This window comes from Mycobacterium sp. NGS22 (genome assembly GCF_059813095.1).
Genome location: NZ_JCALDY010000010.1, coordinates 1 through 25,777, shown reverse-complemented (window position 1 = coordinate 25,777; position 25,777 = coordinate 1). Strand labels below are relative to the sequence as shown.

18 protein-coding genes and 1 pseudogene are annotated in these 25,777 nt (G+C 61.1%); 7 read left to right on the top strand and 12 right to left on the bottom strand.

The window, feature by feature from the left end; translation table 11 throughout:
* Window positions 1-5: 5 nt before the first annotated feature.
* Window positions 6-1,256, bottom strand: a complete 1,251-nt coding sequence (locus AC5Y47_RS11545; protein WP_499944117.1) for a glycosyltransferase — start codon at window positions 1,254-1,256, stop codon at window positions 6-8.
* A 13-nt stretch (window positions 1,257-1,269) separates the two neighbouring features.
* Window positions 1,270-2,128, bottom strand: a pseudogene (locus tag AC5Y47_RS11540) (phthiotriol/phenolphthiotriol dimycocerosates methyltransferase).
* A 192-nt stretch (window positions 2,129-2,320) separates the two neighbouring features.
* Here AC5Y47_RS11540 and AC5Y47_RS11535 point away from each other — a divergent pair.
* On the top strand, window positions 2,321-5,764 hold the full coding sequence (locus tag AC5Y47_RS11535; protein ID WP_499944115.1) for an MMPL/RND family transporter: 3,444 nt from the start codon (window positions 2,321-2,323) through the stop codon (window positions 5,762-5,764).
* Between the two features lie 87 nt (window positions 5,765-5,851).
* On the top strand, window positions 5,852-8,113 hold the full coding sequence (locus AC5Y47_RS11530) for an acyltransferase family protein (RefSeq protein ID WP_499944114.1): 2,262 nt from the start codon (window positions 5,852-5,854) through the stop codon (window positions 8,111-8,113).
* A gap of 24 nt (window positions 8,114-8,137) precedes the next feature.
* Here the strand turns inward: AC5Y47_RS11530 and AC5Y47_RS11525 are convergent, their stop codons facing one another.
* The gene (locus AC5Y47_RS11525; protein WP_499944113.1) at window positions 8,138-9,892 is read right to left on the bottom strand and encodes an AMP-binding protein; all 1,755 of its coding nucleotides are present in this window, start codon (window positions 9,890-9,892) and stop codon (window positions 8,138-8,140) included.
* Between the two features lie 890 nt (window positions 9,893-10,782).
* On the opposite strand from AC5Y47_RS11525, the gene AC5Y47_RS11520 reads away from it, so the two are divergent.
* Window positions 10,783-11,322 carry a hypothetical protein gene (locus AC5Y47_RS11520; protein WP_499944112.1) on the top strand — a complete coding sequence of 180 codons (540 nt, stop codon included), beginning with the start codon at window positions 10,783-10,785 and terminating at the stop codon, window positions 11,320-11,322.
* Window positions 11,323-11,340: 18 nt separating this feature from the next.
* Here the strand turns inward: AC5Y47_RS11520 and AC5Y47_RS11515 are convergent, their stop codons facing one another.
* Genes AC5Y47_RS11515 through AC5Y47_RS11505 form a run of 3 tightly spaced genes read right to left on the bottom strand, consistent with a single transcriptional unit; the run spans window position 11,341 to window position 14,320 of the window.
* Complete coding sequence (locus AC5Y47_RS11515; RefSeq protein WP_499944111.1) at window positions 11,341-12,534, bottom strand: hypothetical protein; 1,194 nt, start codon at window positions 12,532-12,534, stop codon at window positions 11,341-11,343.
* A 12-nt stretch (window positions 12,535-12,546) separates the two neighbouring features.
* Window positions 12,547-13,530: a glycosyltransferase gene (locus tag AC5Y47_RS11510; protein ID WP_499944110.1), complete on the bottom strand. Its 984-nt coding sequence runs from the start codon at window positions 13,528-13,530 to the stop codon at window positions 12,547-12,549.
* Window positions 13,531-13,573: 43 nt separating this feature from the next.
* Window positions 13,574-14,320 (bottom strand): GAP family protein, encoded by a 747-nt coding sequence (locus AC5Y47_RS11505; protein WP_499944109.1) that lies wholly within the window; start codon window positions 14,318-14,320, stop codon window positions 13,574-13,576.
* A 403-nt stretch (window positions 14,321-14,723) separates the two neighbouring features.
* On the opposite strand from AC5Y47_RS11505, the gene AC5Y47_RS11500 reads away from it, so the two are divergent.
* Complete coding sequence (locus AC5Y47_RS11500) at window positions 14,724-15,737, top strand: glycosyltransferase family 2 protein (protein ID WP_499944108.1); 1,014 nt, start codon at window positions 14,724-14,726, stop codon at window positions 15,735-15,737.
* Here the strand turns inward: AC5Y47_RS11500 and AC5Y47_RS11495 are convergent.
* Window positions 15,705-16,706, bottom strand: a complete 1,002-nt coding sequence (locus AC5Y47_RS11495) for a rhamnan synthesis F family protein (RefSeq protein ID WP_499944107.1) — start codon at window positions 16,704-16,706, stop codon at window positions 15,705-15,707. The genes AC5Y47_RS11500 and AC5Y47_RS11495 overlap by 33 nt on opposite strands.
* Before the next feature lie 239 nt (window positions 16,707-16,945).
* Here AC5Y47_RS11495 and AC5Y47_RS11490 point away from each other — a divergent pair, with 239 nt between their 5' ends.
* Complete coding sequence (locus AC5Y47_RS11490) at window positions 16,946-18,073, top strand: DegT/DnrJ/EryC1/StrS family aminotransferase (RefSeq protein WP_499944106.1); 1,128 nt, start codon at window positions 16,946-16,948, stop codon at window positions 18,071-18,073.
* A gap of 6 nt (window positions 18,074-18,079) precedes the next feature.
* On the opposite strand, the gene AC5Y47_RS11485 is transcribed toward AC5Y47_RS11490, so the two are convergent.
* The 3 genes from AC5Y47_RS11485 to AC5Y47_RS11475 are packed head-to-tail and all read right to left on the bottom strand — an operon-like array spanning window position 18,080 to window position 20,663.
* Entirely contained in the window at window positions 18,080-18,727 is a 648-nt protein-coding gene (locus AC5Y47_RS11485) for a metallophosphoesterase family protein (RefSeq protein WP_499944105.1), read from the bottom strand.
* Window positions 18,727-19,677 (bottom strand): NAD-dependent epimerase/dehydratase family protein, encoded by a 951-nt coding sequence (locus tag AC5Y47_RS11480; RefSeq protein WP_499944104.1) that lies wholly within the window; start codon window positions 19,675-19,677, stop codon window positions 18,727-18,729. Before AC5Y47_RS11480 ends, AC5Y47_RS11485 begins: the two co-directional genes overlap by 1 nt.
* A complete protein-coding gene (locus tag AC5Y47_RS11475) occupies window positions 19,674-20,663 on the bottom strand; it encodes an ATP-grasp domain-containing protein (protein ID WP_499944103.1) in 990 nt (329 codons plus the stop codon). Before AC5Y47_RS11475 ends, AC5Y47_RS11480 begins: the two co-directional genes overlap by 4 nt.
* A 371-nt stretch (window positions 20,664-21,034) precedes the next feature.
* On the opposite strand from AC5Y47_RS11475, the gene AC5Y47_RS11470 reads away from it, so the two are divergent.
* Window positions 21,035-22,081 carry a glycosyltransferase gene (locus AC5Y47_RS11470; RefSeq protein ID WP_499944102.1) on the top strand — a complete coding sequence of 349 codons (1,047 nt, stop codon included), beginning with the start codon at window positions 21,035-21,037 and terminating at the stop codon, window positions 22,079-22,081.
* 55 nt (window positions 22,082-22,136) lie between these two features.
* Here the strand turns inward: AC5Y47_RS11470 and AC5Y47_RS11465 are convergent, their stop codons facing one another.
* Window positions 22,137-22,952, bottom strand: a complete 816-nt coding sequence (locus AC5Y47_RS11465) for a methyltransferase domain-containing protein (RefSeq protein WP_499944101.1) — start codon at window positions 22,950-22,952, stop codon at window positions 22,137-22,139.
* Between the two features lie 177 nt (window positions 22,953-23,129).
* Window positions 23,130-23,909, bottom strand: coding sequence for a class I SAM-dependent methyltransferase (locus AC5Y47_RS11460; protein ID WP_499944100.1), 780 nt, complete (start codon window positions 23,907-23,909; stop codon window positions 23,130-23,132).
* Between the two features lie 240 nt (window positions 23,910-24,149).
* On the opposite strand from AC5Y47_RS11460, the gene AC5Y47_RS11455 reads away from it, so the two are divergent.
* A partial coding sequence (locus AC5Y47_RS11455; RefSeq protein ID WP_499944099.1) for an acyltransferase family protein occupies window positions 24,150-25,777 on the top strand: 1,628 nt, incomplete at its 3' end.

Here is a 25,777-nt window from a genome sequence, read left to right as displayed (position 1 = left end):
GAATCCTATCCTCGGCGCCCACTGCGGGCGGCTTCTTCCAACAGATCCGCCGTGGCGGCAATGCTTTCGGCCGGTTTGGTCATCTGCGCGGCAATCGTGCGGGCTCGCCCGACATAATCTGGCGCCAGGATCGCCTCGAGGTCGGCCACCAGGGTGGCGGCGGTGCTGCTGGAAAACCGCCGTCCCCGACCGACTTTCAACTGCTTCACCTGGGCCGCCCAGAACGGCTGATCGGAGGTGATCCACAGGATCAGGCTGGGGACCCCGGCACGAAGCCCCGCGGCCGTCGTGCCGGCGCCGCCGTGATGCACGACGGCGCGGCAGGCGGGAAAGACCGCCGCGTGGCTGACCGCGCGGACCACCTTGACGTGGTCGAAGTGCGGAATCTGCGTCGAGGCGCTCGGACCGGAGCAGATCAACGCCCGCTCGCCCAACTGCGAGCACGCCGCGGCGATCATGTCGACCCGGTCGGCGAGCGGGCCCACCGGCATGCTGCCGAAACCGAAGTAGACCGGCGGCGTGCCGGCAGCGATCCACGACATCACCTCGTCGTCGGCAGCCGTCGGCAAACCCATCGTCAACGCACCCACGAACGGCCGACGACCGCCCCACTCCGCGGCGAGGCCCGGGAAGCAAACCTGGTCGTAGGCTTGGATTTCCAGGGCGGAGCGGTCGGCCATACGGGTGGGCGCCGGAATCGACGCCTTCGGCAGGCCGAGTTCGCGACGCTGGGCGTCCTCGACCCCCTTCGTCATCCGCCAGTACAGCCAGTCGGTGGTGTGGATCGTCGAGCGGACCACCGGTCCAGGTAGGCGGGCGGGGAAGGCGAGCTGGCCGTTGGCCCGCATCGGGTAGAAGTGCAGCGCGGCCAGCGGGACGTCGTAGTGCTCGGCCACATTGGCCACCACCTCCTGGTAGATCTGTCCGGTCAGGATCAGATCGGCGCCGGCGGCCACCGGTGTCAGCATGGTGCTGAGCTCCAGCCAGCCCTCGGTCACCGGCGCCATGGCCTCCCGCGCCAGCTTGACCGGATTCCGGATCTTCCAACCGTTGTGCAGGAACTGTTCGTCCAGTTGCAGCTGCGAGTCACGGGTCCCGTAGGCCACAGCTTCGAGGCCGACCGATTCGACGAAGCCAATCAGGTTGGGCGGCACGGCAAGACACACGTCGTGCCCGCGGCGCTGCAACTCCTGCCCGACGGCGGCACACGGCTCGATATCGCCGCGCGTGCCGTAACTGGCCACGACAAATTTCATGAGCGGTGAAGCTTCAGTCCTTGACGAACAGATAGATCCGGTAGGTGAATCCGCCGCCGCGCTTGAGGTCTCGGTCCAAGACGTTGACGGCGTAGCGGGTCAGCCCGGTCAGGAATGCCGGAGCACGCCGACCGATGATCTCCTGCGTGCGCCGGGTATTGGCGTCCAGCCCGCGCTTGGCCTCTTCCTGGATGTCACGCTGGGCTGTCTTGCGCAGCGGGATGTCGGCAAGTGCGGCTTCCCATTCGGCCACAACGGGATTACGCCGGGAGTCGGTGTACAGGAAGTGGCCGCCCGGTCGCAGCACGCGGGCCACCTGGGCGAGGAAGCCCGGGAAGTCCGGGTACTGGTGTGACGCCTCGACATTGACCACCGCGTCGAAGGACTCGTCGGGGAACGGCAGATTCTGGGCGTCGCCCTGCACGAAATCCAGTCCCGGAAGTTGGTGCCGCTCGCGGCACTTCTCGATGCTGGCCGGGTTCAGATCGAGACCCGTGTAGGACGCCGGGCCCAGGTTGCGCGTGATGTACGAAGCGCCTCCACCTGCGCCGCAACTGACCTCCAGCACCTTCTTACCGGTGAGATCCACCTGGCTTGCCGTCTGGTGATAGAGCTGTATGCAATACCGGTTCGGCTCGTCGGACGGGTCCAACGGCAAGGCCATCGGCGGGTCCTCTTCGTAACCGAAGTTGAAGAACACCACGTCGTCGCCGACCTGGCGGGTACCCAGCGGCAGCAGGTACTTGGTGGTGATCTTGCCGACCAAGGGATTGGATTGCAGGCGGTATCTCAAAGCCACGGGGAAGAGTGTCGCATGACCGGCCCACGCGGCGTGCCGAAAAGGCCAACCTCGATGACGACCAGATCAGCACGCCCGTCCAACTTTGCCTTCGCCGAGCTACCGACCGCGCGCCCCGATTCCGCGCCGAGACGAGCTTCATCGGAATCAGTAAACCGCCTTGACCTGTGCTTTTTCCACGCTATGGATAATGTGCGGGGTCCCGCGACCGGCGTCCCTCGGTTAATAAGGAAATTTCCATTCCCCCACTTCGTCAGCGCAGTCCTTGTACCTTTATTGGGTGGCTGGGCAGGCGCGATCGCATGACGAAGCAAAAGTTGGTGGCATCTTCGACCGCGTCGGCGACTTCGTGGTCAAGTGGCCGTGGCTGGCCATCGCCGGTTGGATCGCGGTCGTCGCATTCCTGGCTCTGACCTTCCCCCCGCTTCAGGTCCAGGCGGCCAAGCACGAACAGAAACCGCTACCCGACAACGCGCCGACGATGATCGCTCAAGCCGAGATGGAACGGGCCTTCAGCGGAGAAGCCAAAACAAGCGACGCCAAGCCAGCCGGGTCGATGCTGCTGGTCATCTTGACGAACGAAAGCGGACTCACAGCTGCTGACGAAGCCACTTACCACAAGCTGCTGGACAACCTGCGCCAGGACACGCAGGACAAGATGTCAGTGCAAGACTTCATGGGTACACCGGAATTGCGCCAGCTGCTGGAAAGCAAGGACAAGAAGGCCTGGAATCTACCGATCAATCTGCCGGGCGCAGAAGCAGCACCCGAGACTCAAGCGGCACTGACGAACATCCGAGCGATCGTCAACAAGACGGTCGCGGGAACCACACTGACGGCCAACCTCAGTGGCTCGGTAGCCACCGCCGCCGACGTGCAAAAACTCGGCGAAGACGACGTGCACATCATCGAGATGGGCACGATCATCAGTGTCCTGGTCATCCTGATCTTGGTCTATCGCAACCTGGTCACCATGCTGATGCCGCTGGCCACTATCGGCATTTCTATTGGTGGCGCACAGGGCGTCTTGTCGGTGTTGGCCGAACTGGGCCTGACCGTGAACATGCAATGCATCGTGTTCATGAGCGCAGTCATGATCGGCGCCGGCACCGACTATGCCGTGTTTTTGATCAGCAGATACCACGACTACGTACGGCACGGCGAGACCTCCGACCGGGCGGTCAAGAAGGCGTTGATGTCGATCGGCAAGGTTATTGCCGCCTCGGCGGCGACCGTGGCGGTGACCTTCCTGGCGATGGTGTTCACAAAGCTGGAAGTGTTCTCCGCGGTCGGTCCGGCGATCACCGTCTCCATCATCGTGTCGCTGCTGACCGCGACGACGTTCCTGCCCGCAATCCTGGTACTCACCGGACGTCGCGGCTGGATCAAGCCCCGACGCGATCTCACCACCCGCTTTTGGCGGATCTCCGGAACACGCATCGTGCGCCGCCCCAAGATTCACCTGGTCGCCAGCCTGATCGTGCTCGCCATTCTGGCCAGCAGCGCTGCCATGATCCAGTTCAACTACGACGACCTAAAAACAATGCCCCAGGACATGGAAAGTGTGCGAGGGCTCAACGCCTTGAATCGGCATTTCCCAATGAACTCAATGACGCCGATGATGCTGTTCGTCCACTCGCCGCGGGACCTGCGCACCCCAGCAGCGTTGGGCGACCTGGAGATGATGTCGCGTCGCATCACCGACTTACCCGACATCGTGATGGTGCGCGGCTTAACCCGACCTAACGGCGAGCCCCTCAAAGAGACCAAGGTCTCGTGGCAGGCCGGCGAGGTCGGCGGCAAACTCAACGAAGCCTCCACCGCGATCACCGAACACGGCGGCGACCTGGACCATCTCGTCGGGGGTTCCAGGCAGCTGGCCGAAGCTCTGGCCGGAGTGCGATCGCAGGTCAACGGGGCGGTCGCTAGCTCCGCCGGGATGGTCAGCATGCTGCAGAACATGCTGAAGCTGATGGGCGGGAACAAGACGATCCAAGAGCTGGACAATGCGTCGCAGTACGTCGGACGCATGCGGGCACTCGGGAACGATCTCAGCGGAACTGTCACGGACGGCGAAAACATCGCCGTGTGGGCCACCCCCATGGTCGCCTCGCTCAATGCCAGCCCGAGCTGCAACGCCGACCCCGCCTGCGTGCGCTCACGTTCGCAGTTGTCGGCGATGGTCGAAGCCAACAACAGCGGACTCTTGCGGGCGATGGGCAGGATGGCCGTCACCTTGCAGCAGACCGAGGGATACCAGAACCTGGCCCAGACGGTCGGCCAACTCGACGACCAACTGAAGCAGATCGTCGCGTTCCTCAAGCAGGTCGACGGTCTCCCCAGCACCTTGTCACAGCTGCAGACGGGTGCCGGTGCCCTCGCCGACGGCAGTGCCGCCGTTGCCGACGGTGTCCAGGCGCTGGTGGATCAGGTCAGAAAGATGGGCGGTGGCCTCAACGAAGCTTCGGACTTCCTGCTTGGGATGAAGCGTGACGCGGAGCGACCCAGCATGGCCGGCTTCAACATTCCCCCTCAAATCATGACCCGCGAGGAGTACAAGAAAGGTGCGCAGTTCTTCCTGTCGCCCGACGGACACGCGGCGCGCTACTTCGTACAAAGTGCGCTGGGTGCCTCCAGCAAAGAGGGCATGGATCAAGTCAACAAGATCCTGGCAGCTGCCCGGTCGACGCAACCGAACACCGAATTGGCCGACGCGACGGTGGAATTGGTTGGCGTCCCGAGCGGGCTGCGGGACACTCGCGACTTCTACAACGACGACATCAGATATATCGTCATCGCAACCATCGTCATCGTCTTCTTGATCCTGGTTATTCTGTTGCGAGCGATTGTCGCCCCGTTGTATCTCATCGCATCGGTGCTGATTTCCTTCTTGTCGGCCTTGGGTCTGGCCGTCATCGTGTTCAATTGGATTCTCGGACAAGGGATTCACTGGAGCCTGCCCGGTTTGTCGTTCATCTTATTGGTCGCCGTGGGTGCCGACTACAACATGCTGCTCATCTCCCGGATCCGAGACGAGTCACCGCACGGCGTGCGGGTCGGTGTCATCCGCACGGTGGGCTCCACCGGTGGCGTCATCACCTCGGCGGGCCTGATTTTCGCCGCTTCGATGTTTGGTTTGATAGCCGCCAGCATCACCACCATGGCTCAGGCTGGTTTCACCATCGGCATCGGAATTTTGATCGACACGTTCCTGGTACGCACTATCACGGTGCCCGCCGTCGCCGCGATGCTCGGACAGAAGAACTGGTGGCCATCCAAGCTGGGCCAGAAGAACGCCGGAAAGGGCAAGCAGGACAAGCGATCCGCGCAAGCACAACTGTGGCTCAACAGGGCGAGGCATTTCATCACCGGCAAAGCGCCGGGAGCGTCGGTCCCGCCGCCGATTAAGCCGGTCCGCAAAGCACCGGCGAAGCCCGCCGTCAGCACCATCGACGTACTGCCCGGCCACGCGCTGCCACTGTTCGGCCTGAGCACCATGCCCGCCTATGACCTGGCGAAATGCGCGTCGAGATCCAAGCGCAAGACCAGGAGCAGAGGCAGCGGGAAAGTGCCGGTCGATCACCTTCTCACCGACTCCCTACCGTTGTTCGGGTTGGGATACGAACTGCTGGAACGTGATTCGAACGGCAACGGCCACCGCGCCGTCGACTCGGGGACGTCCAAACCCGACACGTCGGTGACCACGTGATGCGGGCACACACCGCGGTGTCGTAGTCGTGACGAAAATGCCCGTTACACGGCAGCATTCGCCCTCCCGTCTTTATAGTGGGTGACCATGCGCCAGTCCGACAGCCTCACCCCGTCCGACAGCGCTAGCCCGTCCGACAGCGCCAGTCCGCTCGAAGCGGTGGTAGGACCGCCGCCGAAAAAGGCACAATTCCGCGACGACATCGAAGGGTTACGCGGCTTCACGCTGTTGGCCATCGTCGGCTGGCATATTTCCATGCCCGGTGTCAGCGGCGGCTTCGTCGGACCGGACATCTTCTTCGAGATCTCGGGCTTCGTCATCACCGGACAGCTCTGGAAGCAGGTGAGCACCACCGGGACCGTCGGACTGCGCAAGTTCTATGGAGCTCGGTCGCGCCGACTGCTGCCGGTATCGGCGACGGTCGGCGTCGTCACCGCGATCGCTGCGGCGTTATTGCTGCCCGTGGTGCAGGCTCAAAGCGCGTTGAAGGACGCCATTGCTTGCGCGCTCTACGTCCCCAACTTCTGGTTCATCGTCCAACAAGTCGACTATTTCGCCGGCGGCGCACCGTCGCCGTTCCAGCACTACTGGACGTTGGGCGTCGAGGAACAGTTCTACCTGTTGTGGCCGCCGCTGATCGTAGGCACGGCGTGGCTCGTCCGGCGGCTGCATCGGCGGGCCAAGACCGGCGCACCGTCCTCGAAGCCTCCGTCGAAGACGCCGTACCTGGTGCTTGTGACGTTGATCGCGGTGATTTCGTTCATGCTGTCGCTGCTGGTCACCTACGTGATGCCGCTCGCGGCGTACTTCTCGCTGTTCACCAGGGCCTGGCAGTTGGCTCTCGGCGCGCTGGTGGCTCTCACGGCCGAATACTGGAGTCGGCTGCCGGCGCGGGCGGCGGTGCTCATCGGCTGGATCGGCATGGGCATGGTCCTGTGGGCCTGCGTCGATTTCACCTCCGACATACCGTATCCGGGTACCGCCGCACTGCTGCCCGTGCTGGGTACGGCGCTGCTGCTCGGGGCGGGCTGCTCGACACCGTCCCAAGGCGCCGGACGCGTCCTGGGATGGTCACCGATGCGGGCCATCGGACGGCTGTCGTATTCCTGGTATCTGTGGCACTGGCCGGTGTTGGTGTTTGCCCCGATCGTGGTGGGACATCCGCTGGGGTTGTTCGGCAAATTCGTCGCGGCGGTCGTTGTCTCCGGTGGACTGGGTGTGCTCACCCTGCGTTTCATCGAGAACCCGTTGCGTTATGCCACGCCGCTAGCCCGGTCTCCGCTGAAAAGCCTTGCGGTTGGCGGTTTCGCCACGTCGCTCGCGGCCTGTGTGGGAGTGGCGTTGCTGATGTGGGTGTCGTCGATACCGATGCCCGTCGCGGTCGCACACGGCGCGGCGGCTCCGGCGGTGACCATCAAACCCCCGCCGGTGCCGACGGGTGACGACACAGCGGCCTACGACGCCGCGGTGCAGAACGTGTTCGCGCAGGTGCAAGCGGCGGTAGCGGCATCTGCCGAGCTGAAGGCGGTACCGTCGAACCTCGACCCGTCAATTGCCGACGCGGCCGGCGAACTCGGCGCGATGATGTTCGACGGCTGCCTGCGCCTGCCCATCCAGGCCGGCCAGCCCGAATGCGCCATGGGCGACAAGTCCTCGAAGACGACGGTAGCGGTGGTGGGCGACTCGCACGCGTCGATGTGGATTCCGGCCTTCCAGCAGATCGGCACGCAGCGGCCCTGGCGTATCGAAACCATGGCCAAGGCCGCCTGCCCGATGATGGATCTGCCGATCGCCAACCGCTGGGTGGCCCCCATCGTCGAATACCTGCAGCACTGCGAGCAGTGGCGCGGCCAGGTCATGGACCGGCTCCGCGCCGAGCACCCGAAACTGGTCTTGGTCAGCGTGTTTCGCGGCTACACCGCCACCCACAGCAACGGTTTCCTGTCCGGTTTCTCGTCGTACGATGCGGCGTGGAACGACGGCCTCAGACGTCTGGTGCAGCAGTTGCGCGGGACCGGCGCCAAGGTGCTGGTGCTCGGGCCGCTCCCCCATTTGAATGCCGCGGTTCCGGGCTGCCTGTCCGAGCACCTCGACGATGCCACCGCTTGCTCGCCACCCATGTCGACGGCGTTCAATCGACCCGGCATCGAAGCCGAAGCGGCCGCCGTGAAAGCCGGTGGCGGACAATACGCCGAACTCGACGCGCTGTTCTGCACGAAGACCCGCTGCCCGGTCATCGTCGGCAACACCTTGGTGTATGTCGACGCTGGTCACCTGACGCTCGAATACTCCCGGTTGTTGGCCCCGGCGATGGCGGCGCTGGCCGACCGCGCGATGGCCGCCAGCTGACCTCTCCCGCCGGCCGACCCCAGGCTAGGCGTCCAAGCGGGCGAACTGGTCCCGTCGATACAGCTCGACGCAATGTGCGCGACGCGGTTTGCCGCTCGTGGTGATCGGTATCGAACCCTGGGACACCAGCACGAGATCGGATGCGCTCAGCCCGTGCCCCTTCGAAATCGCCGATGTCACTTCACGTTTCACGACGCCGTAGCGTTCGGCTGCTTCCTGCGCCGACTCGTCCTTCTTCTTGAGTTCGATGATGGCGACCAGTTTCTCGACGCCGTCCTGCGGAACCGCGATCGCCACGCACCGACCGGGACTGATCTGCTGGATGGTGGCCTCGATGTCGTCGGGAGAGTGGTTGCGCCCGTACACGATCAGCAGGTCCTTGATGCGTCCCAGGATGAAAAGCTCACCCTCGGAATAGAATCCGGAATCTCCCGTTCGCAGCCATGGACTTTCCGGGGTGCCCTCGGAGGGGTTGACGATAGCGGCCCCAAATGTCGCCGCCGTGGTTTCGGGCTTCTGCCAATAGCCGGAGGCGACGTTGCCACCGTGCACCCAGATTTCGCCGACGGTGCCCTCTGGGCACTCCGTCCCGGTGTCCGGGTCGACGATGCGGACCAGCTGAGTGTCGACGATCCCGTAGCTGACAAGCGGTGTGCTGCCGTCGTTTTCGGTGTCGGACCGTTCTGCTTTGCCGTCCGGCAGCTTGCTGGCGTCGAAGTTGACGATCTTGGGTGGCTGGCCGGCTTGCCGGGTGGCGACGAAGACGGTGGTTTCGGCCATCCCGTAGGACGGGCGGATCACCTGCGGGTCGAGGCCGAAGGGAGCGAAACGGTCGATGAAACGCTTCAGCGTGACCGGTTGTACGCGCTCGCTCCCGTTGAGGATGTTGTGGATCCCACTGAGATCGAGACCTTCCAGATCTTCGTCTTTGGTCTTGCGCGACGCGAGGTCGAAGGCGAAGTTAGGAGCGGCCGTGAATGCCAGGGTGTTGGTGGCCAACAGTTGCATCCACCGGGCCGGCCGCTGCAGGAAGCCGATCGGGCTGGTCAGCTTGGCCGGCATACCGGTGAGAATGGGCATGATCAGCCCGAGAATGAAGCCCATGTCGTGGTAGAACGGCAGCCACGACACCACGGTCGACCCGGGCGGGGCCAGCTTGCCGTAGACGCCGTAGTAGGCGGTCATGATCTGTTCGAAATTGGCCATCAGGTTCTTGTTCGAAACCATGACCCCGGCCGGGGTGCGCGTGGAACCCGAGGTGTACTGCAGGTAGATGGTGTCCGGCTGTTCGTACTTCGCGCGGGAGGCGGCACCGGGCCGACCGTCGAGCTCCAACCGGTCGAGCTCGACGATTTGAGTCTTATGGTCACCGGGCTGCGCTCGCACGTACTCGGCCACATTGTCGACGACCCCGGATGCCGTCAGGACCAGGGCGGGAGCCGTGTCGGCCAGCACCGAAGACGTGCGTTCGTCATGCGCGCCGCCTCCCGGAACCGACAGCGGCACCGCGGTGATCCCGGCGTGCAATGACGCAAGGAAACCCACGATGTAGTCCAGGCTCTGCGGGGCCAAGATCAAGGCCCGGTCACCCGTCGTGCCGTGTTCGCTCATCAAGGCGGCGAGATTGAGCATCCGGCGATAGAGCTGCGCCCAGGTCAGGGTGTGCTCGACACCGTCCCACGAGTGGTCGTAGTCGATGTAGGTCAGCGCAATGTCGTTGGGCTGCAAACTCGCACGCTCGCGCACGACATTGGGAAGGGAGGATTCAACCACGGACAACAGATTACCTTTGCGCAGTCTGCTTCATCGCAAGATCCGAAATCCGCAGACCACGTCCGACCGCGGCAAAGTTTCTGGATAATTGCCATACCGTGGATAACCGACTCGCACACATAGACCAGGTGTCGTTTCTCGGATTGCGGACGCTCGGCTACGGAACTTTGGTGCAAGTTGTCTGGATATACAACCGTCCGATAAATGTCGACGGGCTGCACCGCTTTCACGAAAACCTTGGCTTCGGTCTATTGGGCCGACGGATAGAACGGTCCCCGTTGCCCTTCGCCCGGGATCGCTGGGTGACCTCGCGCGGGCCGGCCGACGTCGACATAGCGCCAGCCCCGCGGCCACGTGCCGCGCTGAACGACTGGGCGTACGAACGCGCATGCAAGCCAATCGATCCGGAGCTCGGACCCGGTTGGCACCTTGGCGTCCTGCCGCTGCAGGATTCTGGCGCCGCGGTCAGCTTGGTTGCATCACACACACTCGTCGACGGCCTGGGTGTCTGCGAGGTCATCACTGATGCGGTCGAGGGCCTAATCCGCGAGCTGGACTATCCCCCACCTGGGTCGCGCAGGCTCGGGCGAGCCCTGGTCGAGGACGGATGGCAAACCCTGGCGTCGATCCCGGAGATGGCGAGAGCGGCGAAGGCTGGGCTGCGGTTGGCCCGGCGAGACCGCCAAGACTTCGCCGCATCGGCCGCGGGAGCCCCTCCCTCCCCTCAGTCCGCACGCGAAGGCGAGCAAGTCGTGGTGCCCACGTTGGCGGCTCATGTCGACGTAGCGGATTGGGACTCCTGCGCAATGCGACTCGGGGGTACGAGTAACACACTCTTCGCCGCTTTCGCAGCCAGGCTCGGTGTCCGAATGGGACGCCGCCTACCGGATGGCTCGGTGACTCTGGCGTTCCCGATAGGCGAGCGAGTAGCAGACGATACCCGGGGAAACGCACTGACATTCGCGTCGCTAAGCGTCGACCCCACGCCTGCGGCGTCGGACCTCGGCGAGATTCGCGACAAGCTCAGGGAGGCGCTCACCGCGCGAGCGGCCCAGGCCAACGAATTGTTGGCTCCACTACCGCTGGCAGCCATCACACCGAAGTGGGCAGCGCGGCGGCTGGTCGGCGTCGGGTTGGGCTCAGCTGCCCTGCCGATCGGATGCTCCAATCTCGGACTGCTAGACCGGGCGGTGACGCGTCCGGACGGCACCGTTGCCGACTACACCTACGGACGACTGATCGAACCCGGCATCAGTCAGCGCACTCTGGAAGCCATTGGTGGTCAGCTTTTCATAGCTTCAGGACGGACCCCGGGAACGGTTTTCGTCACCGTGACCGCCTACCAGCCGGGCCGATCGAATTCAACAGAAGAGTTGCGGGAGTTGGTATTTCAAACCTTCAGCGAGTTCGGGTTGAGTGCAGAGATCGACTGCTGATCGATGTGCGACGTGAAGTCAACTAGCCGCCGCTGCTGCAACCGCTGCAGTTTGACTCGATCGGGCTCGCGCGTAGATCAGCACTAGAGCCCCGATGAGAAGCGGCAGCGGAAAAGTTATGTAGATGCTAGCTTCCCAATCCCAACGCGGCGACAGCACAAACTCTTTGATCGCTTCCGGTGTGAACAGCGAGAACATAGCCAGGTACATGCCAAGCATCCAGTGCGAGGCCATTGGTTTCATACGTAGCGCAATCCACCCAAGGCTGCACATCAACAAGATCAAGACAGCTACGCGCGCACTGAAGCCTGCACCGTTGGTGGCACGGCCGAACACGTGCATCGGTTGATACATGTGGCCCGCGCGATGAGACCATAGAGCAAAGATCCCATGGAGCATGCCACAAGTCAGAAACATCGACAGCGTGAAGTAGCAGCCCGTGCGGCGGTCCTTGCGAAATACGCCATAGCCGAGGATGGTCGTCATCAACACGATGGGAACCCGGGCTGTCGCCACGAATCCCGCCAACACTCCCAAAAAAACGGCCTTCCGTGACGAATCGTCAAGTCCTTCAGCGGCAAGCGCGAGGCAAGCCAATGCGATCGAGACTACGAACAAGTCCTGACCGTTGGTGGTCTGCGCCTGGAAGCTGGGCTGGAGAAACATCAAGACTAAGAAGACACTCGCCGCGTATCGGTCATCTCTGCGAAGAAGAAGTACGACCACACCCAGTGAAACTGCTCCCAGGATGGCGGTCAGATGCGTAAGCGTGAAGGGCGACAACAACATAAACCAACCGGGCCCAGGGCTAATCGGCGCACCGTCGGCCAGGTGGTCACGGTACGGTTCATGGCCGTGGAGGAGGAGCCACGCGGGAACTTCGAGCGCGGAAGCCGAAGTGGCGAAGTGCGGTGCATTGCGCACCGCAAGGTAGTGCCGCTCATTGCTCGCAGCTAGCAGCACCAGCAGCACGACAATCGCTACGACTACGGGTAAACCACCACCGAGGAACGACAGCTTGGCCGGCTTGCGCAACATCCAATAGGCAAGACCGGTCAGCAGCGCGGCATAGACGGTGCCGATAACCAGGCCTTGTGATGATTGGGCGGTCGTGACAGCAATCGAGCTCACGAACGACAGCAGCCCGAATTGAACAAGTAATCCGATTCTCAAAGCAGACGTATCGTCGTCTGCCGTAGCCGTGCGGAACACTTATCCCTTTCCCTAGCTGGTGCCACTCGCTGTCGATGCGGGTTCACGCAGACCGATGCTGGCGCGAAACTGACGGGCGCGGCGGAACTCGCCGAACAACGCGGCGACCATTGCCTTCGCGTGCCTCCACCTTTGCGGCCCCAGGATTGCCACCTCGATCAGCATGGACAGCCATGCGGGTAACCACCACACGGCAGCAGTGAGCCGGATGCCCACCGGGGCGGCCGGATCCACGATCGTCCAGGTGAGGATGCGGTGCTGATCGAGCAGATTGCGCCGAGCGGCCATGACCCGCGTCGTTTCGGTGGCGGTGGTGTGGCTGCGCACGGAAAGTTGGTCCGGCACAAAGCAAACGACGGATCGCAACATCAAGCGCGACCAGAAGTCGACGTCGACGAGCTGGTAGATGTCGGTGCGGAAGCCCCCTGCTGCCAACGCCAATTCCCGCCGGAACATGACGCAGGTCGGTTCTCCGATCCAGTTCTCCTTTCCACCGCGTAGCAACATCTGCTGCACCAGGGACGACCCGCGATTATGGGCGCGGAGATTGCGGAAGCGGGTGTGGACGTTGCCGTATCTTTCCGTCCAGAGCCGGTCGTCGCCCTCGATCCGGCGGGGCGCGAACGCCATGCCAACGGCGGCGTCGTCGAAGTAGGGAACCAAAGTCTGCAGGGCGCCGAGCAGCAACCAGTCGTCACCATGCACGAACTGAATGAGATCGCCGTGCGCCAGTTCCAGGCATTTGTTGTGGTTGTCGTTCAGACCCAAGCGAGGCTTATTGCGGACAAGTCGGTCCCCAGGCCGAAGCAACGCCGAAGCGATGGCGACACAGTCGTCGGTCGAATCGTCATCGACCACCAATATCTCGAACTCCACGCCCTGCTGATCGAGGATGCTGCGTAAACAACGGTCGATCGTGGCGCTGTTGTTGTACATCGGCACGCACACCGAGACCCGCGGGCGGGCCGTAGACCGTTCAATGTCGTTGACGTTCATAGACTGTGGGCTCGAGCACTCCCCGCTGTAACCTAGGGAGCGATCAGAGACGAGCTATACCCTGACAGATCAAGATGACGCCGGTGAAGCCCACGATGGTTTGAGTGATCTGCAGCCGGTACGTGCGCAGCCAGTCTTGGATCCGCTGCATCACCACATAAGTCTTGCCCGGCACCGCGAGATAGCAGACCAGCGGAATTTCGATGACCGCAAGCACCAGCAGCATGAACACCATCAACGCGCTGAACTGAGTTGTCACGGCGGCACCCGAGGCAAGGATGACCGTCACTATCACCCAGCCTTCGTAGGGCGGAAATGACGAGGACAGGCCGACGAAGAATGCTGGCCAGAGGCGATCGCCGCTCAAAATCTCCTGGGTCCGGGCGCCCATCCGCTGAAAGAAATTGGATGGACGCTCCTCCACCAACGTGACCGTATGGCTGCCACCCGCGCTCAGCCGCGCCGTCGCCCGTGCACGTTTTGTCATCAGGACCAGCATCAACAGGGCGAATAATCCAATGGCGATATGAAGGCGCCCACCCATGAAGATGACGGTTGTGGTCCGGATATAGGTGAAGGCATCGCCGACAAAATGCAAAGCCCCCAACGTCATCTCGCGCATCAGGACGAAAGCGGAGAGTCCAATCGCCAACCCCATCGCGATGCCGCCGAGCCAGAACGCCATGAGGTTCCGGAACGCCCGCCGCTGGGACATGATGACGATGGCCAGCGCGATCCGCACGGGATCAATCGCCATGCCGAGCCCGGTAATGATCACTATCGTCCACATCACTGGGGACGCTACTATGCCGCAACGAATCTCGCGGCCGAACTGAGAAATCGCCCAAAGATGTGTCCTGAACAGTCATTACACCGAACACGGTGTGTCAGGTCGAACGGCCCAGCGGCCAGGTGTCACGTCGGCGCGGCTAGTGCCGCTCACCCGTGCCAGCACGCCTGGACCACACGATGGACGCAGTCTTGTTGGGTTTCGGACCGGCACGCCCGTACGAAAAGGCACCAGATCTCATTCTCTTCGCACACCGGCGATCGCGCCCAAGGGCCGTTGGCTGTTCGCCCCGCGGCTATGCTGACGGCGGTTCGTGTGAGAGACCGAAAAATGCTGAATTATTGCGGTACCGCACATGACGGCGTCGAGAACCGGGCTACGCAGATTAGGGAGCGTCACACCGTTGAGCCTCAACCGAATCGAACGGCAGCCGCGGGTTTCGGTGTGCGTACCGATGTACAACAACAGTGCGACTATCGAACGCTGCCTACGCAGCATCCTCGATCAGGACGGTGTCGACTTCGAAATCGTGGTCGTCGATGACAACTCATCGGATGACTGCGCAGCAATCGTCACATCGATCCTTCGACCCTCCGACCGCCTATTTCGCAACACCCAACGGCTCGGTCTGAACGGCAATCACAACAAGTGCCTGGAATTGGCACGTGGCGACCTCATTCAGTTCGTGCACGGCGATGACTGGCTGCTTCCGGGTGCGCTGCGCACGCTCGTGCCATGCTTCAACGATCCAAGTGTGGGAATGGCTTTCGCGCCTCGGCAGGTGGTCCAAGACGAGGGACTGCCATGGCGACGGCGGGTTGGGGCCGCTCACAAACATTTCTTGAGGCTGCGCGATCACAACAGCGGGCGGTGGTTGGCCGCTCAGATGATAGTGCGTGCTGGGGCGGGCAACTGGATCGGAGAACCCACCTGTGTGATGTTCCGGCGTCAGCTCGCACTCGACGCCGGGGGCTTTCGCACCGATATTTTCCAGCTCGTTGATTTGGACTTCTGGTACCGCCTCATGGTCCGGTCGGCGGTCTTCTTCGTCCCCCAAGAGTTGTCTGTGCGGACTCACACGGTAACCACCGAATCGATGCGGATAGTGAAGGCCGGGCAGAATTGGCTGGATCAGCTGCGGATTCTCACGTGGCTGATGGTAGATCCTGCCTCGCCCAGCGCAATCCGCTTCCTCGCCGGTGTTCGTTGGTGGCTGACTTGGTTAGCCACGACAGCGAAGAGCGCGGCATACGGACCTCACCGGAAGGCGCGTCTCAAGACGTTAGCGCGAGCACCTGTGGATGAGTTCGCACATGCCCGACAATGGCGTCAGGTCTTGCCCAAAAGGGTGAGTCCAACGCGGACACAGGTTTCTGGCCAATCGTCAGGAGCGCGCGGTCACTGGTCTGACCCATGAGGACGCTCCGCAGCCAAGCCTCATCAGGTTGCGTTCGATGAGCTCGTACGGGTAGCTGGTGTGCTGCCCGATGAACTCGCGTAGGTACACCATCGACTCGTGCCACGGCTGATTGTGGCGCGGCAGAATTGTCTTGAGAAAGGGGAACCGGTGATGCGTAATGAGGCCATCCCAGAAGAACAGTGTGTTGTTGAAGGGATCCCCGGAGAACTTGCTCGCCCACTCATGTGACCGGGTCTGAGCATAAGTCGCTTTGATGCTCGCGGCCGAGACGAACGGTTGGATGCGCAGCCCCGCCGCACGAGCGCGTTCCGATAGCCCGATTTCGTATTCACGGACCAGATTCACCTTGTCGACGATGTATTGAAAGCCGTCCCAGAAGTCGTTGAGGAACGGGCGGGTTCGCTCATTGAGGTCCCACGCGAGGAAGAATGACTGGAGGTGTAGGCCGAACTCCTCGCTTTCGATGGCGCCGTACATATCGGCGCCGTGGAATGAACTCCACATTTCCTCTAGCGGAAACAGCGGGCCGAACACACTGTCGTTGGCTAGGACCAGGCGGTCGAACTGGTCGAGCGACCAACCGCGCCGTTGCAGAAGCGCATAAGCGAGGTGCCAGGACCCGAAATCCATCGCGAGGGTGCGGCGGGTATAGATCCCAGCGCAAAGCGAACGAATGGGATTTACCGACTCCGCTCTGAGCTTCGGCGAACCCGAGACGAGCACGATCGTTGCCCCCAGGCCGTGCAGGGCATTGAGGTAGTACGTGACGTACGGGTCGATCATCCGTTGCGGATCGAAGTGCGCAAAGAGCACCAGCGTGCGACGTCCGGGCGGCGGCTCGGGTGGCAGTTCCTGGTGAGTCTGGCTTACGAAGCGTAAGGCGTTCCCCCTCCAGCGATAGGGCACCGCAGCGAGGTATCTGCGGTAACGGTCGGATTCGACGCGCAACCTGTCGAATTGCTTCAAGGTGACCTCACTTCACCCGTTACGTTGCTGATCGGAGAATCGTGGCCTCAGACGCGGAGCCCTCGCTGAGGCCAGAGACCCGACCTTACGATAGAGGGCGGGCCCGCCGACGCCGATACGAAGGTGATTTGTGGCGCATTGAATACCTCGGCGTTGGTGGCTCCAGCAGCATCGGCCGCAGGTTCCCGAACCGCCGTTGTTGGCACAAGGCCCTCGCGCTGTCCTAGATTGGTGGCTTAATGCCCGCTGAAATTCCCTACATCCGACCGAGCTTCCCTGGATCGGCACAGCTCGCCGAGGACTTCGAAGAGATCGTCAGTAATAACTGGTATACGAACTTCGGTCCGAAGGAACAGCAGTTCGCCCGCGCCTTGGCCGAGTATCTCGGGTCGAACTTGCACGCCGCCACCTTCGCAAACGGCACTTTGGCGCTCATCGCGGCCTTGCACGTCAATGTCGGCCCGGGTACGCGTGACCGCTATCTACTTATGCCGTCGTTCACCTTCATCGCTGTTGCCCAGGCCGCACTATGGGTGGGCTACCGTCCATGGTTCGTCGATATTGACCCCGACTCGCTTCAACCCGAGATCGCCTCTGCGCGTGCCGTATTGGAACACTCGCGCGATGGGGTCGCCGGCATCCTCCTTGCCAATGCATTCGGCGTGGGCAACCCCCAGATCGACGCGTGGGAAGACCTAGCGGCGGAATGGGAACTACCAATCGTGCTCGACTCAGCGGCTGGATTCGGCTCAATGTATGCCGATGGCAGTCGCGTAGGTGGGCGCGCCGCCTGCGAGATCTTCTCATTGCATGCCACAAAACCATTCGCTGTGGGCGAAGGTGGCGCATTGGTCTCTCGCGACGCCGCGCTGGTCGAGCAGGCGTACCACTTCCAGAACTTCGGCTTCAACGACTTGCGTGAAAGCACTCGGCTCGGAATGAATGCCAAATTGCAAGAGATCAATGCCGCAATTGGCCTGCGCCAGCTCGTTGGACTCGACGATCGCCTCGCCAGCCGACGCGACGTCTTCGAACGTTACCGTGCTGAACTAACCGGCGCAGGCCTCCGCTTCCAAACCAATGCCGAAACTTCCTCGCTGTGCTGCGGGACCGCGTGCTGCGCGTCGGCCGACCACCGGGCAGCAGTGCTTACTAGCCTGCACGCCGACAAGATTCAGGCCCGCAATTACTACAATCCGCCACTTCACCGCCACCCGTACTTCTTGGCGAACAACGAACTTAGTGCGTCGGCCGATTTGCCTGTGACAGAAGACGTCTGCTCACGCATAGTCTCGCTGCCGATACATGACTATATGGCTGGGAACGATGTTGACCGAGTCATCGCGGGTGTCGTGCGGACAAGTTAAGAGCAGCTACCCGAACTTGCGCTCCTTCTTCGCGTAGTACTGGATGCACTGCTGGGGGAAACCGCGCCTGGAAAACTCCGCCAAGAGGCGGTCCACGTCGTAAGGAATCGAGTGAAACTCGAGTTCACCGGTGGCGGTATCGAGGATCATGAAGTCCGCAGCATCAATCCATTTGCGGTTCTGACCGATGCTGCCGGGGTTCACAATCGTAAAACCGCTGCGCTCGATCCGATATTGATGATGCGTGTGCCCCACCATGTAATGACGGTCGACTTCAATCGCAGTGTCGGGGTAGATCCTCATGTCACCGATGGTGTGTGTGCATCGGTAGATACCGAGATCGACGTAATCCAGCAGAGTGGTGAGGAACTCCTCGCGGGTGAACAACGGTCTGCAATGCCGGTAGAAGTCCTGCACCAGGGGGATTTCCTGATGAACGGGTTCGTCGCCACGAAAAAGCCGCTCGTGGTTGCCTTCAACGACTCGTATCCCTGGCAGCGTCGAAATGAGATCAACACAGTCGTCACTCCATGGGCCGTAGTTGACCACATCACCCAAGCACAGATACGCATCTGCGTACTCGGCAGTGGCCTGGACGAATTGTTGCAGCGCAATCAAGTTGCCGTGCACGTCACTGAAGACGGCGACTCGCATCAGATCTCACCTCGCTGAAGTAGGTAATCGCGGTACTCGCGCAGTCCCACATTGAGCGGGCGGGGGGAGTAATGCCATGTCCGGCGCGATTTTTCAATTGAAACCGGCGCAAATCCACGAAATGCCCCCGTCTGTGACGGCTCGAGCTGAAGTAGCGTTTGCTCCTCGCCGGACATGGCGATAATTTGTTGCGCCAATTCGAGGACACTGGTGTGCTCCCCCGCCGCGATGTTGTAGATTCCTCCGCCTCCAGAACCGACAGCCATTCGCACACCGTTTGCCACATCCGCGATGTGGACATAGCTGTATCGAGCGTCACCACCGTTCCCGATACGTATCGGCTTGCCCGCTGCCGCTAGCCGCAGAAACGTCGGAATCACCTTCTCAGCCGGCTCGTCGGGACCGTAAGGTGTTGCAACGCGCAAGATTACAACTTTCATTCCCGATTGTTGTGCAACGTTCGAGACGTATATTTCTCCGGCGAGCTTGCTTGTCAGGTATGCGGTTGCGTATTGCGATGGATACGCGGAATCGGACTCGGTACACGGACGATACAGATCCACATAAATGTTGGCCCCCGACAGGTAGACGAACCGTCGGACGCCGCGCTCAGCTGCCTCCCGCGCAAGTTCCATTGAGGCTAAGGCATTGACCTGATGGCACCGATCCGCCTCACCGAGGTCTTGCAAACGCCGGGGAATGTATGCAGACAGGTGGCATACAAGTTCAACCTGATCGAGAGCGTCGTCACGCACTGTTGGGTCACCGATGTCTCCCGAGATGACGCGCGCACACAGCCTTCCGACATCAGTCGGCACCGGTGTTTGATGCTGCAGCGCGGCCACCCGGTACCCATCCTCCGCAAGGGTGCGGACCACATGCCTGCCGATGAATCCAGCCGCACCGGTCACTAATACAAGACCAGTCCGGTTGGCAACGGCATCGTTCATAGCCGCTTGCCGTCACCGTGCAAGAACCCGGTCTCTCCCAGTCCTTGTACATCGTTATTGGGCACCACTAACTCCTGCCAATAGCGCAGGATGGTCACTTCGTTGATCGAGAACGTTGGTGTAACGCGGTTAAGGATGTAATCCGCGATCATCTTCGGCTCATTGAAGCCGGCGAGCGCTCGGGCGGCCGTAGTACCTGAACAGCGCGCATTGATTTCAAAGACGTATGCCTGACCGTCTCTGACACGAAGCTGCACGTTGCAGGCGCCGAACGGCTTCAGCGCTTCGACGATCGTGCGAACCGTCTCCTCCAAGTCGGGACTGTGCTCCACGAATGCCTTATAAGTGTCGCCGTCGCGCAAAATACGCCGCATGATGATCGCCCCATGGTATTTGCCATCGAGAGTCAAGCTGCCACACGTGTATTCGTCACCGTCGATGTACTCCTGCACGATGCAGTTATCTGAATCGACAAGCTGCCGAAACAGATTGAACTCTTTCTCCGTCTTTGCGACGAAAGTGCTGCGTGAGCGTGCACCGCCGCGCTGCGGCTTGAGCACCACAGGTTGCTCGAATCTCTCGACATCGCTCAGCCGTGAGGTCTGCGGCGTCGGGAGCCCTAATGACCTGAGAAATGTACTTGTCTCGAGCTTGTCATCGCATAGCCGAATGATCTCGGGTGAACTGACAACCGGAACAATGCCATGCGATTCGAACCTGGAGATGTTCTCCGACAGGGGTAGCAGCTCGACGTCGTGGCCGACGAAGATCAATCCGCACTGCTCAGCAAGGCAGATCTCAACCATGCGATCAATGAAGCGATCGTCGGACGCGTATCGGCCCAGGTACGCCTTGGGCGCCGCATGCAGACCAGCAGCGAGGGCTTCAGAATCCGTAGCGATTACGCCGTAGGAGGTCTGCGCCAGCGCTTTGAGCACACTTTGGCCCACGCCGCCTCCGACGCCCGTGACCAAGATATTTTTCACGCGATTACCTCGGAGTTCGCAACAAACATCCCGCTCTCGGACACGACCGGCATCGTACCCGGCGGGATAACAGTTCAAGTCACGATACGGGCGTCGTGGCGTAGATCGGCGGGGCACACCGGACACGGCGTCTGTGCGTTCGCTACGCCTGTACTCAACTGCGCGCGCCACGTCTCCGCGACGAGTGCGGCGCGGGTCTATGCACCGGCACGGCATCAAAGCGCGGACCGAGCATCTCCCCCGACTAATGTTGCCTTCGAACGGTCGGACACCCGCATCCGACGCAGTAGCTCGACCGAAGTCAAGAGCGACGAGATCGTCGGGGACGGTTTCGTTGAGAGCGATGCCTTAATCGAGGAAGGTAGCCGATCGTGGCCGATGAGCAGGTCGTCAACCGACCGAAAGTCAGCGTCATATCGACTACTTACAACCACGAGGCCTACATCCGTGAAGCGCTCGACGGTTTCGTCGCCCAGAAGACCGATTTTCCAGTCGAATTCATCGTGGCCGACGACGCTTCGACTGACGGCACTCAGACGATCATCCGAGAATACGCGAATCGGCACCCCCTACTGTTACGACCGATTCTGCGGGCTCAAAACCTTGGAGCGCAGGCGAACATGCTTGATGCCTTCACGATCGCAACCGGCGAATATGTCGCGCTGTGCGAGGGAGACGACTACTGGGTCGATCCCGAGAAGTTGAGCAAGCAAATAGCTTTTCTGGATGCGCACTCAGAGGTGGCAGTGTGCTTCCACCCCGTAAAGGTGATGACTCCCGATGGCCGGACCGATTCAGAATTTCCGCCGATTTCATGGCGCCACGACGTAAACCTAAAAACTTTGATCAAACGCAATTTCATTCAAACCAATTCGGTGATGTATCGACGCGATGAGAGTTATGACGGCATCTCGCATGGCGTCATGCCGCTCGATTGGTACCTGCATGTGCGTCACGCCGCGAAGGGCGACATAGCCATGTTGCCGGATACGATGGCGGTCTATCGACGCCATGCGCAGGGGCTCTGGCACTCTGGTTATGCAGATCCCACGAAATTTTGGTTGACACGCGGCCCGGGAGTGGCCGCGATGTACGATGCGATGCTCGACCTCGTCGTGGGCGATCCGGTGCTCGAAGACGCGGTTGGGTCGGGGGCCAATTGGGTCTTTTCCGAAATGGCCAAAGCACCCGGTTCGGTCGGTGAGTCCGCCCTCTCCCACGCTATAGCAGAGCACCCTCGTCTAGCTGGACTTGCACTACGGCACCTGTGGACCCAAACGCCCCGAGGAAGGTTCAAACAACGGGTTTCGGCAGAAATCTCAGGTTGGAAAGCATATATGGATGCCTACACTGCGCGATTGAGACGCAAACCTGGGACAGCTGCAACCCTCGGTGCACGCGGCCTTGAGTCACGATAACGGGGTGTAGCCGGCGCCGCCGACTAGTTTCGTTGCAGCTCGGAGGTATTGACCACTACATCGTGCCGACGCTGTTGACGCCTGCCCGGCTCTGCGGCGGTTTGCGAACGACGTAAAGCACCGAACTCGGCTCGATGCCATGTTTTTGGAAGGTCTCCGCACCGAAAGTCTGTGCATCGAGAACCGCAACCTCGAACTTGTTGCTGCGCAGGCGCGCACACAGCGTGGAACGGTCGTATAACCGGACGTGGTCGCCCTGACCGAAGCGCCGCCAGCGCTCCCCTTCATCGGTCACCTCGGGATCCTCGTCGAAGCTGCCCTCGGGTGCCATCGGCGTCATAACAATGCCGCGTCCACCGGGAGCGAGAATCCGATGGAGCTCGCTCATCGCGCGCGAGTCGTCAGACACATGTTCAAGTACGTGAGAACAAATGAAGAAGTCGAAGGAGGCGTCTGCATAAAGGGGCATATCAGTGATATCGACGACGTCGTCGACGCCGTCCATCATTAGATCGGCGGTTCGGTGCTCGAAATCGGCACGGTTGCGCAGATACTCCGAAAGCGGAGCAGAGGGCGCAAATTCGAGTACCCGCTGAACTTCCGCGGCTGGCATGAAGCGGTCGAAATACAACCTGTAGAGGCGATCTCGGTCGGCGGCGCCACAAACCGGGCACAGGTAGCGGCGGTGATTCAGGGTCTCGAAGTCGTCTAAAGAGTATGGACAGCCGTACCCAGCCAACGTCCTGCCCAGCATGCGCGTGATGCTCTTGAAGCGGACGCGGTTCCCGCAGAGGTTGCACAGGCCGGAACCAACATGGATCACACGGCGGATGAAGCGGGCATCACCACGGCCCGCGACCGAACGAAGCATAGGGTCTCATTCAACAGCAAGCGGGACATCGACGTAGCCGAACGGCGACATCAAGCTGACGAGCACCTACTGGCGCCGGTTGACTCGAGCACTTAATTAGCCCCCGACGATCGGCGTCCCTGCGCGTAGCCCGCAACCGAAAAGGGGGCTAGTCTAGCCCGAACGGCGTGCGTTGATTTAGGTGGTTGCAGGATCTTTCGTGGCAAGCGAGAAAAAGTCGGTGCGAGTGGTTGTGATATCGCGCGTTTGAAATCCAGCGAAGTGCAGCATCTGTTCAATCAGTTGCGGGTCGAAGATATGGTGGTGCAAGGTGCGGTTCTGAAAATTTTTCAAGCTTCTGCTTCTGAACTGCTCCAAGTCACCGGCGGGTGGGTCCATGGCTAGGTCGTGCAGCGCCAAGATCTCATCCAAGTGAGTGAGATCATCCTCCTGCGTATTCCGTCGGTAGTCGTCCAACAAGTGCTCGAACTTCGTGACGGGACGCCGATGGTCGAAGTTACTGTCTTTGTTCGGAAGGACGAGGATAATCACCCCCCGCTGTTTGATCACTCTTTTCCACTCTAGAAGTGCTTTCAGCGGATTCGCGACGTGCTCCAAACAATTCGACGAAAGCAGGAAATCGTATCGTTCGGCTTCGATCTCGCTCAAATCCGTTGCATCGGTGATGAATTGATGACCGGCCTTCGTGTGATAGTACTTGAAAGTGTTGCCGGCGGCGATGCTTCCTTCCCAGATAGTGTCGGTTGCGAAATTGACCCCATCCAACATCTGCACCGCTTGATAGAGAGGTAGCACCGTCTTGAACAACGTACTCGGCCCGCCGATTTCTATACCGCTTTTTCCCTCCACTGCGGCGCGGTATTCCTGATAAACCGGCAGGCGCGACATGCCATACTTCAGCGTATAGGAAGCGTCGACCGCGGACTGCGGCACGAATCTTTTCATCGCCTTCAGCATTTGCATCCTTTTCGATTACGTCACCTGAAGCGGCGTTCGGAGCCGTCACTGGGTCGCCTCGGTACACCGAGCACCCCCGCCGGCCGCGCCGTTTGTCAGTAGTGGGCCCAGCGTATCCGCTAGCACCTCGATGGGAGCCCAAATCATTAACTCTGCAACGACGCTCTCGTCTTCCGTCAACAGTCGCGCCTGGGCGGGAAGTTGTCTTAGCGGCTCTTTCTTGCACTAGTCTGGCTCGGCGTGATTGCCGTCGAAGGTGTATCTCGGGCCGAGGGCCATCCTCCCGGCGATAACCGCCGGTTCGACATCCAGGGGCTTCGTGCTGTAGCGGTCCTCTTGGTCGTGGCCTATCACGGCGGGTTCGCGGTGCCAGGTGGATTCGTCGGTGTTGACGTCTTCTTCGTCATTTCCGGCTTCGTGATCACCGGGATGATCGACCGAGAGCATCAAGCAACCGGGCGTTTCCGGTTCGGCCGTTTCTACCTCAGGCGGTTCAAACGCCTGACACCGGCTCTATCGCTGATGGTTGCCGTGACGGTGGTGCTGGCGTTTTGCCTCCTGTCCCCGTTTGTCATCCAGGAGGTCACCGCCCAGACGGGCCTGGGGGCGATGCTCTTGGTTGCGAACTTTGCGATCGCTCAGAACACGGGCGGCTATTTCGATGCAGCGGCTGAACTCAACCCGCTGCTGCACACATGGTCATTGTCCGTAGAAGAGCAGTTCTACCTTGCATTTCCTGCCATCCTGCTGCTCGGTTGGGTGCTCACCCAACGCGGACGGCGAGAGATACCATGGACGATAGTCCTTGTCAGTGTGGCGGCCCTCATATCTTTCTCGTTGGCCATGGCGGGACCCGATGCACTTGGTTCATCGTCGGCGAAGTTTCTTGTGGGTTTCTACGGCCCTGTTTCCCGCGCGTGGGAGTTCGGAGTGGGCGCCCTTCTTGCCTACTTCACCGCGAAACATGCTTTGCAATCTGACAGGCATGCCCAGTACCTCGCCTGGTTCGGCGCGGTGCTTCTCGTCGCTTCTGCGTCGCTTATCAACGGCCACACGCCCTTTCCCGGGCCATGGACATTGCTTCCCGTCGTCGGGACACTTCTGCTGATCGCCGCTGGCACCCACCGGACGCCGATAGTAAGTCGCGCTCTTGCACTGCCCGCCGTAGTCAAGATTGGAGATTGGTCCTACTCGATCTACTTGTGGCACTGGCCTTTTCGAGTCTTCGCCGATCACCTGTGGCCGGAAGTAGCGTATGCAGTTCCCCTGGCAACAACCCTGTCCGTCCTCCCCGCGGTCGCGTCCTATCGATGGCTTGAACAACCGTTTCGACGACTGCGCCCACTGTCGCGTAGCCGCACTACCGCGCTCATCGCCGCTGTGCTCTGCCCATCCCTCCTGCTTGCAGCGGGCTTGCATGTCGGCGCCAATGATTACTGGAAGCCGCGATATGAGTCCGGCGCCGTACCTGTTGCGCATCCGGGAGACATCGAGTGGACGGACTTCTACGCGTACCTGCGCGATACCTACTACCCATGCTCGGATCAGGCACTACGAGATATTGCCTACGACTGGGAAGGGATCACTCGCTGCCGGCAGTCCAAGCCGGGGACTCACATCGATGTCGCCGCCGTCGGCGATAGCCATGCCGAGCAATTGTTCCTGGGTTTGGCCGAGGCGCTACCCGATAAGAATGTCGTGTACTACATCAGGGAACTTCCCGTCAGATCCATCCAGGGTATGGATCTGATCATCGACCATGTCGCGTCAGATCCGACGATCAAGACGGTGATCGTGACTGCGGAGTGGTCTTTCCGCGGTGTACCGGATCAATTGGCGAAGACTCTTGAGGCCTTCACTTCGCAAGG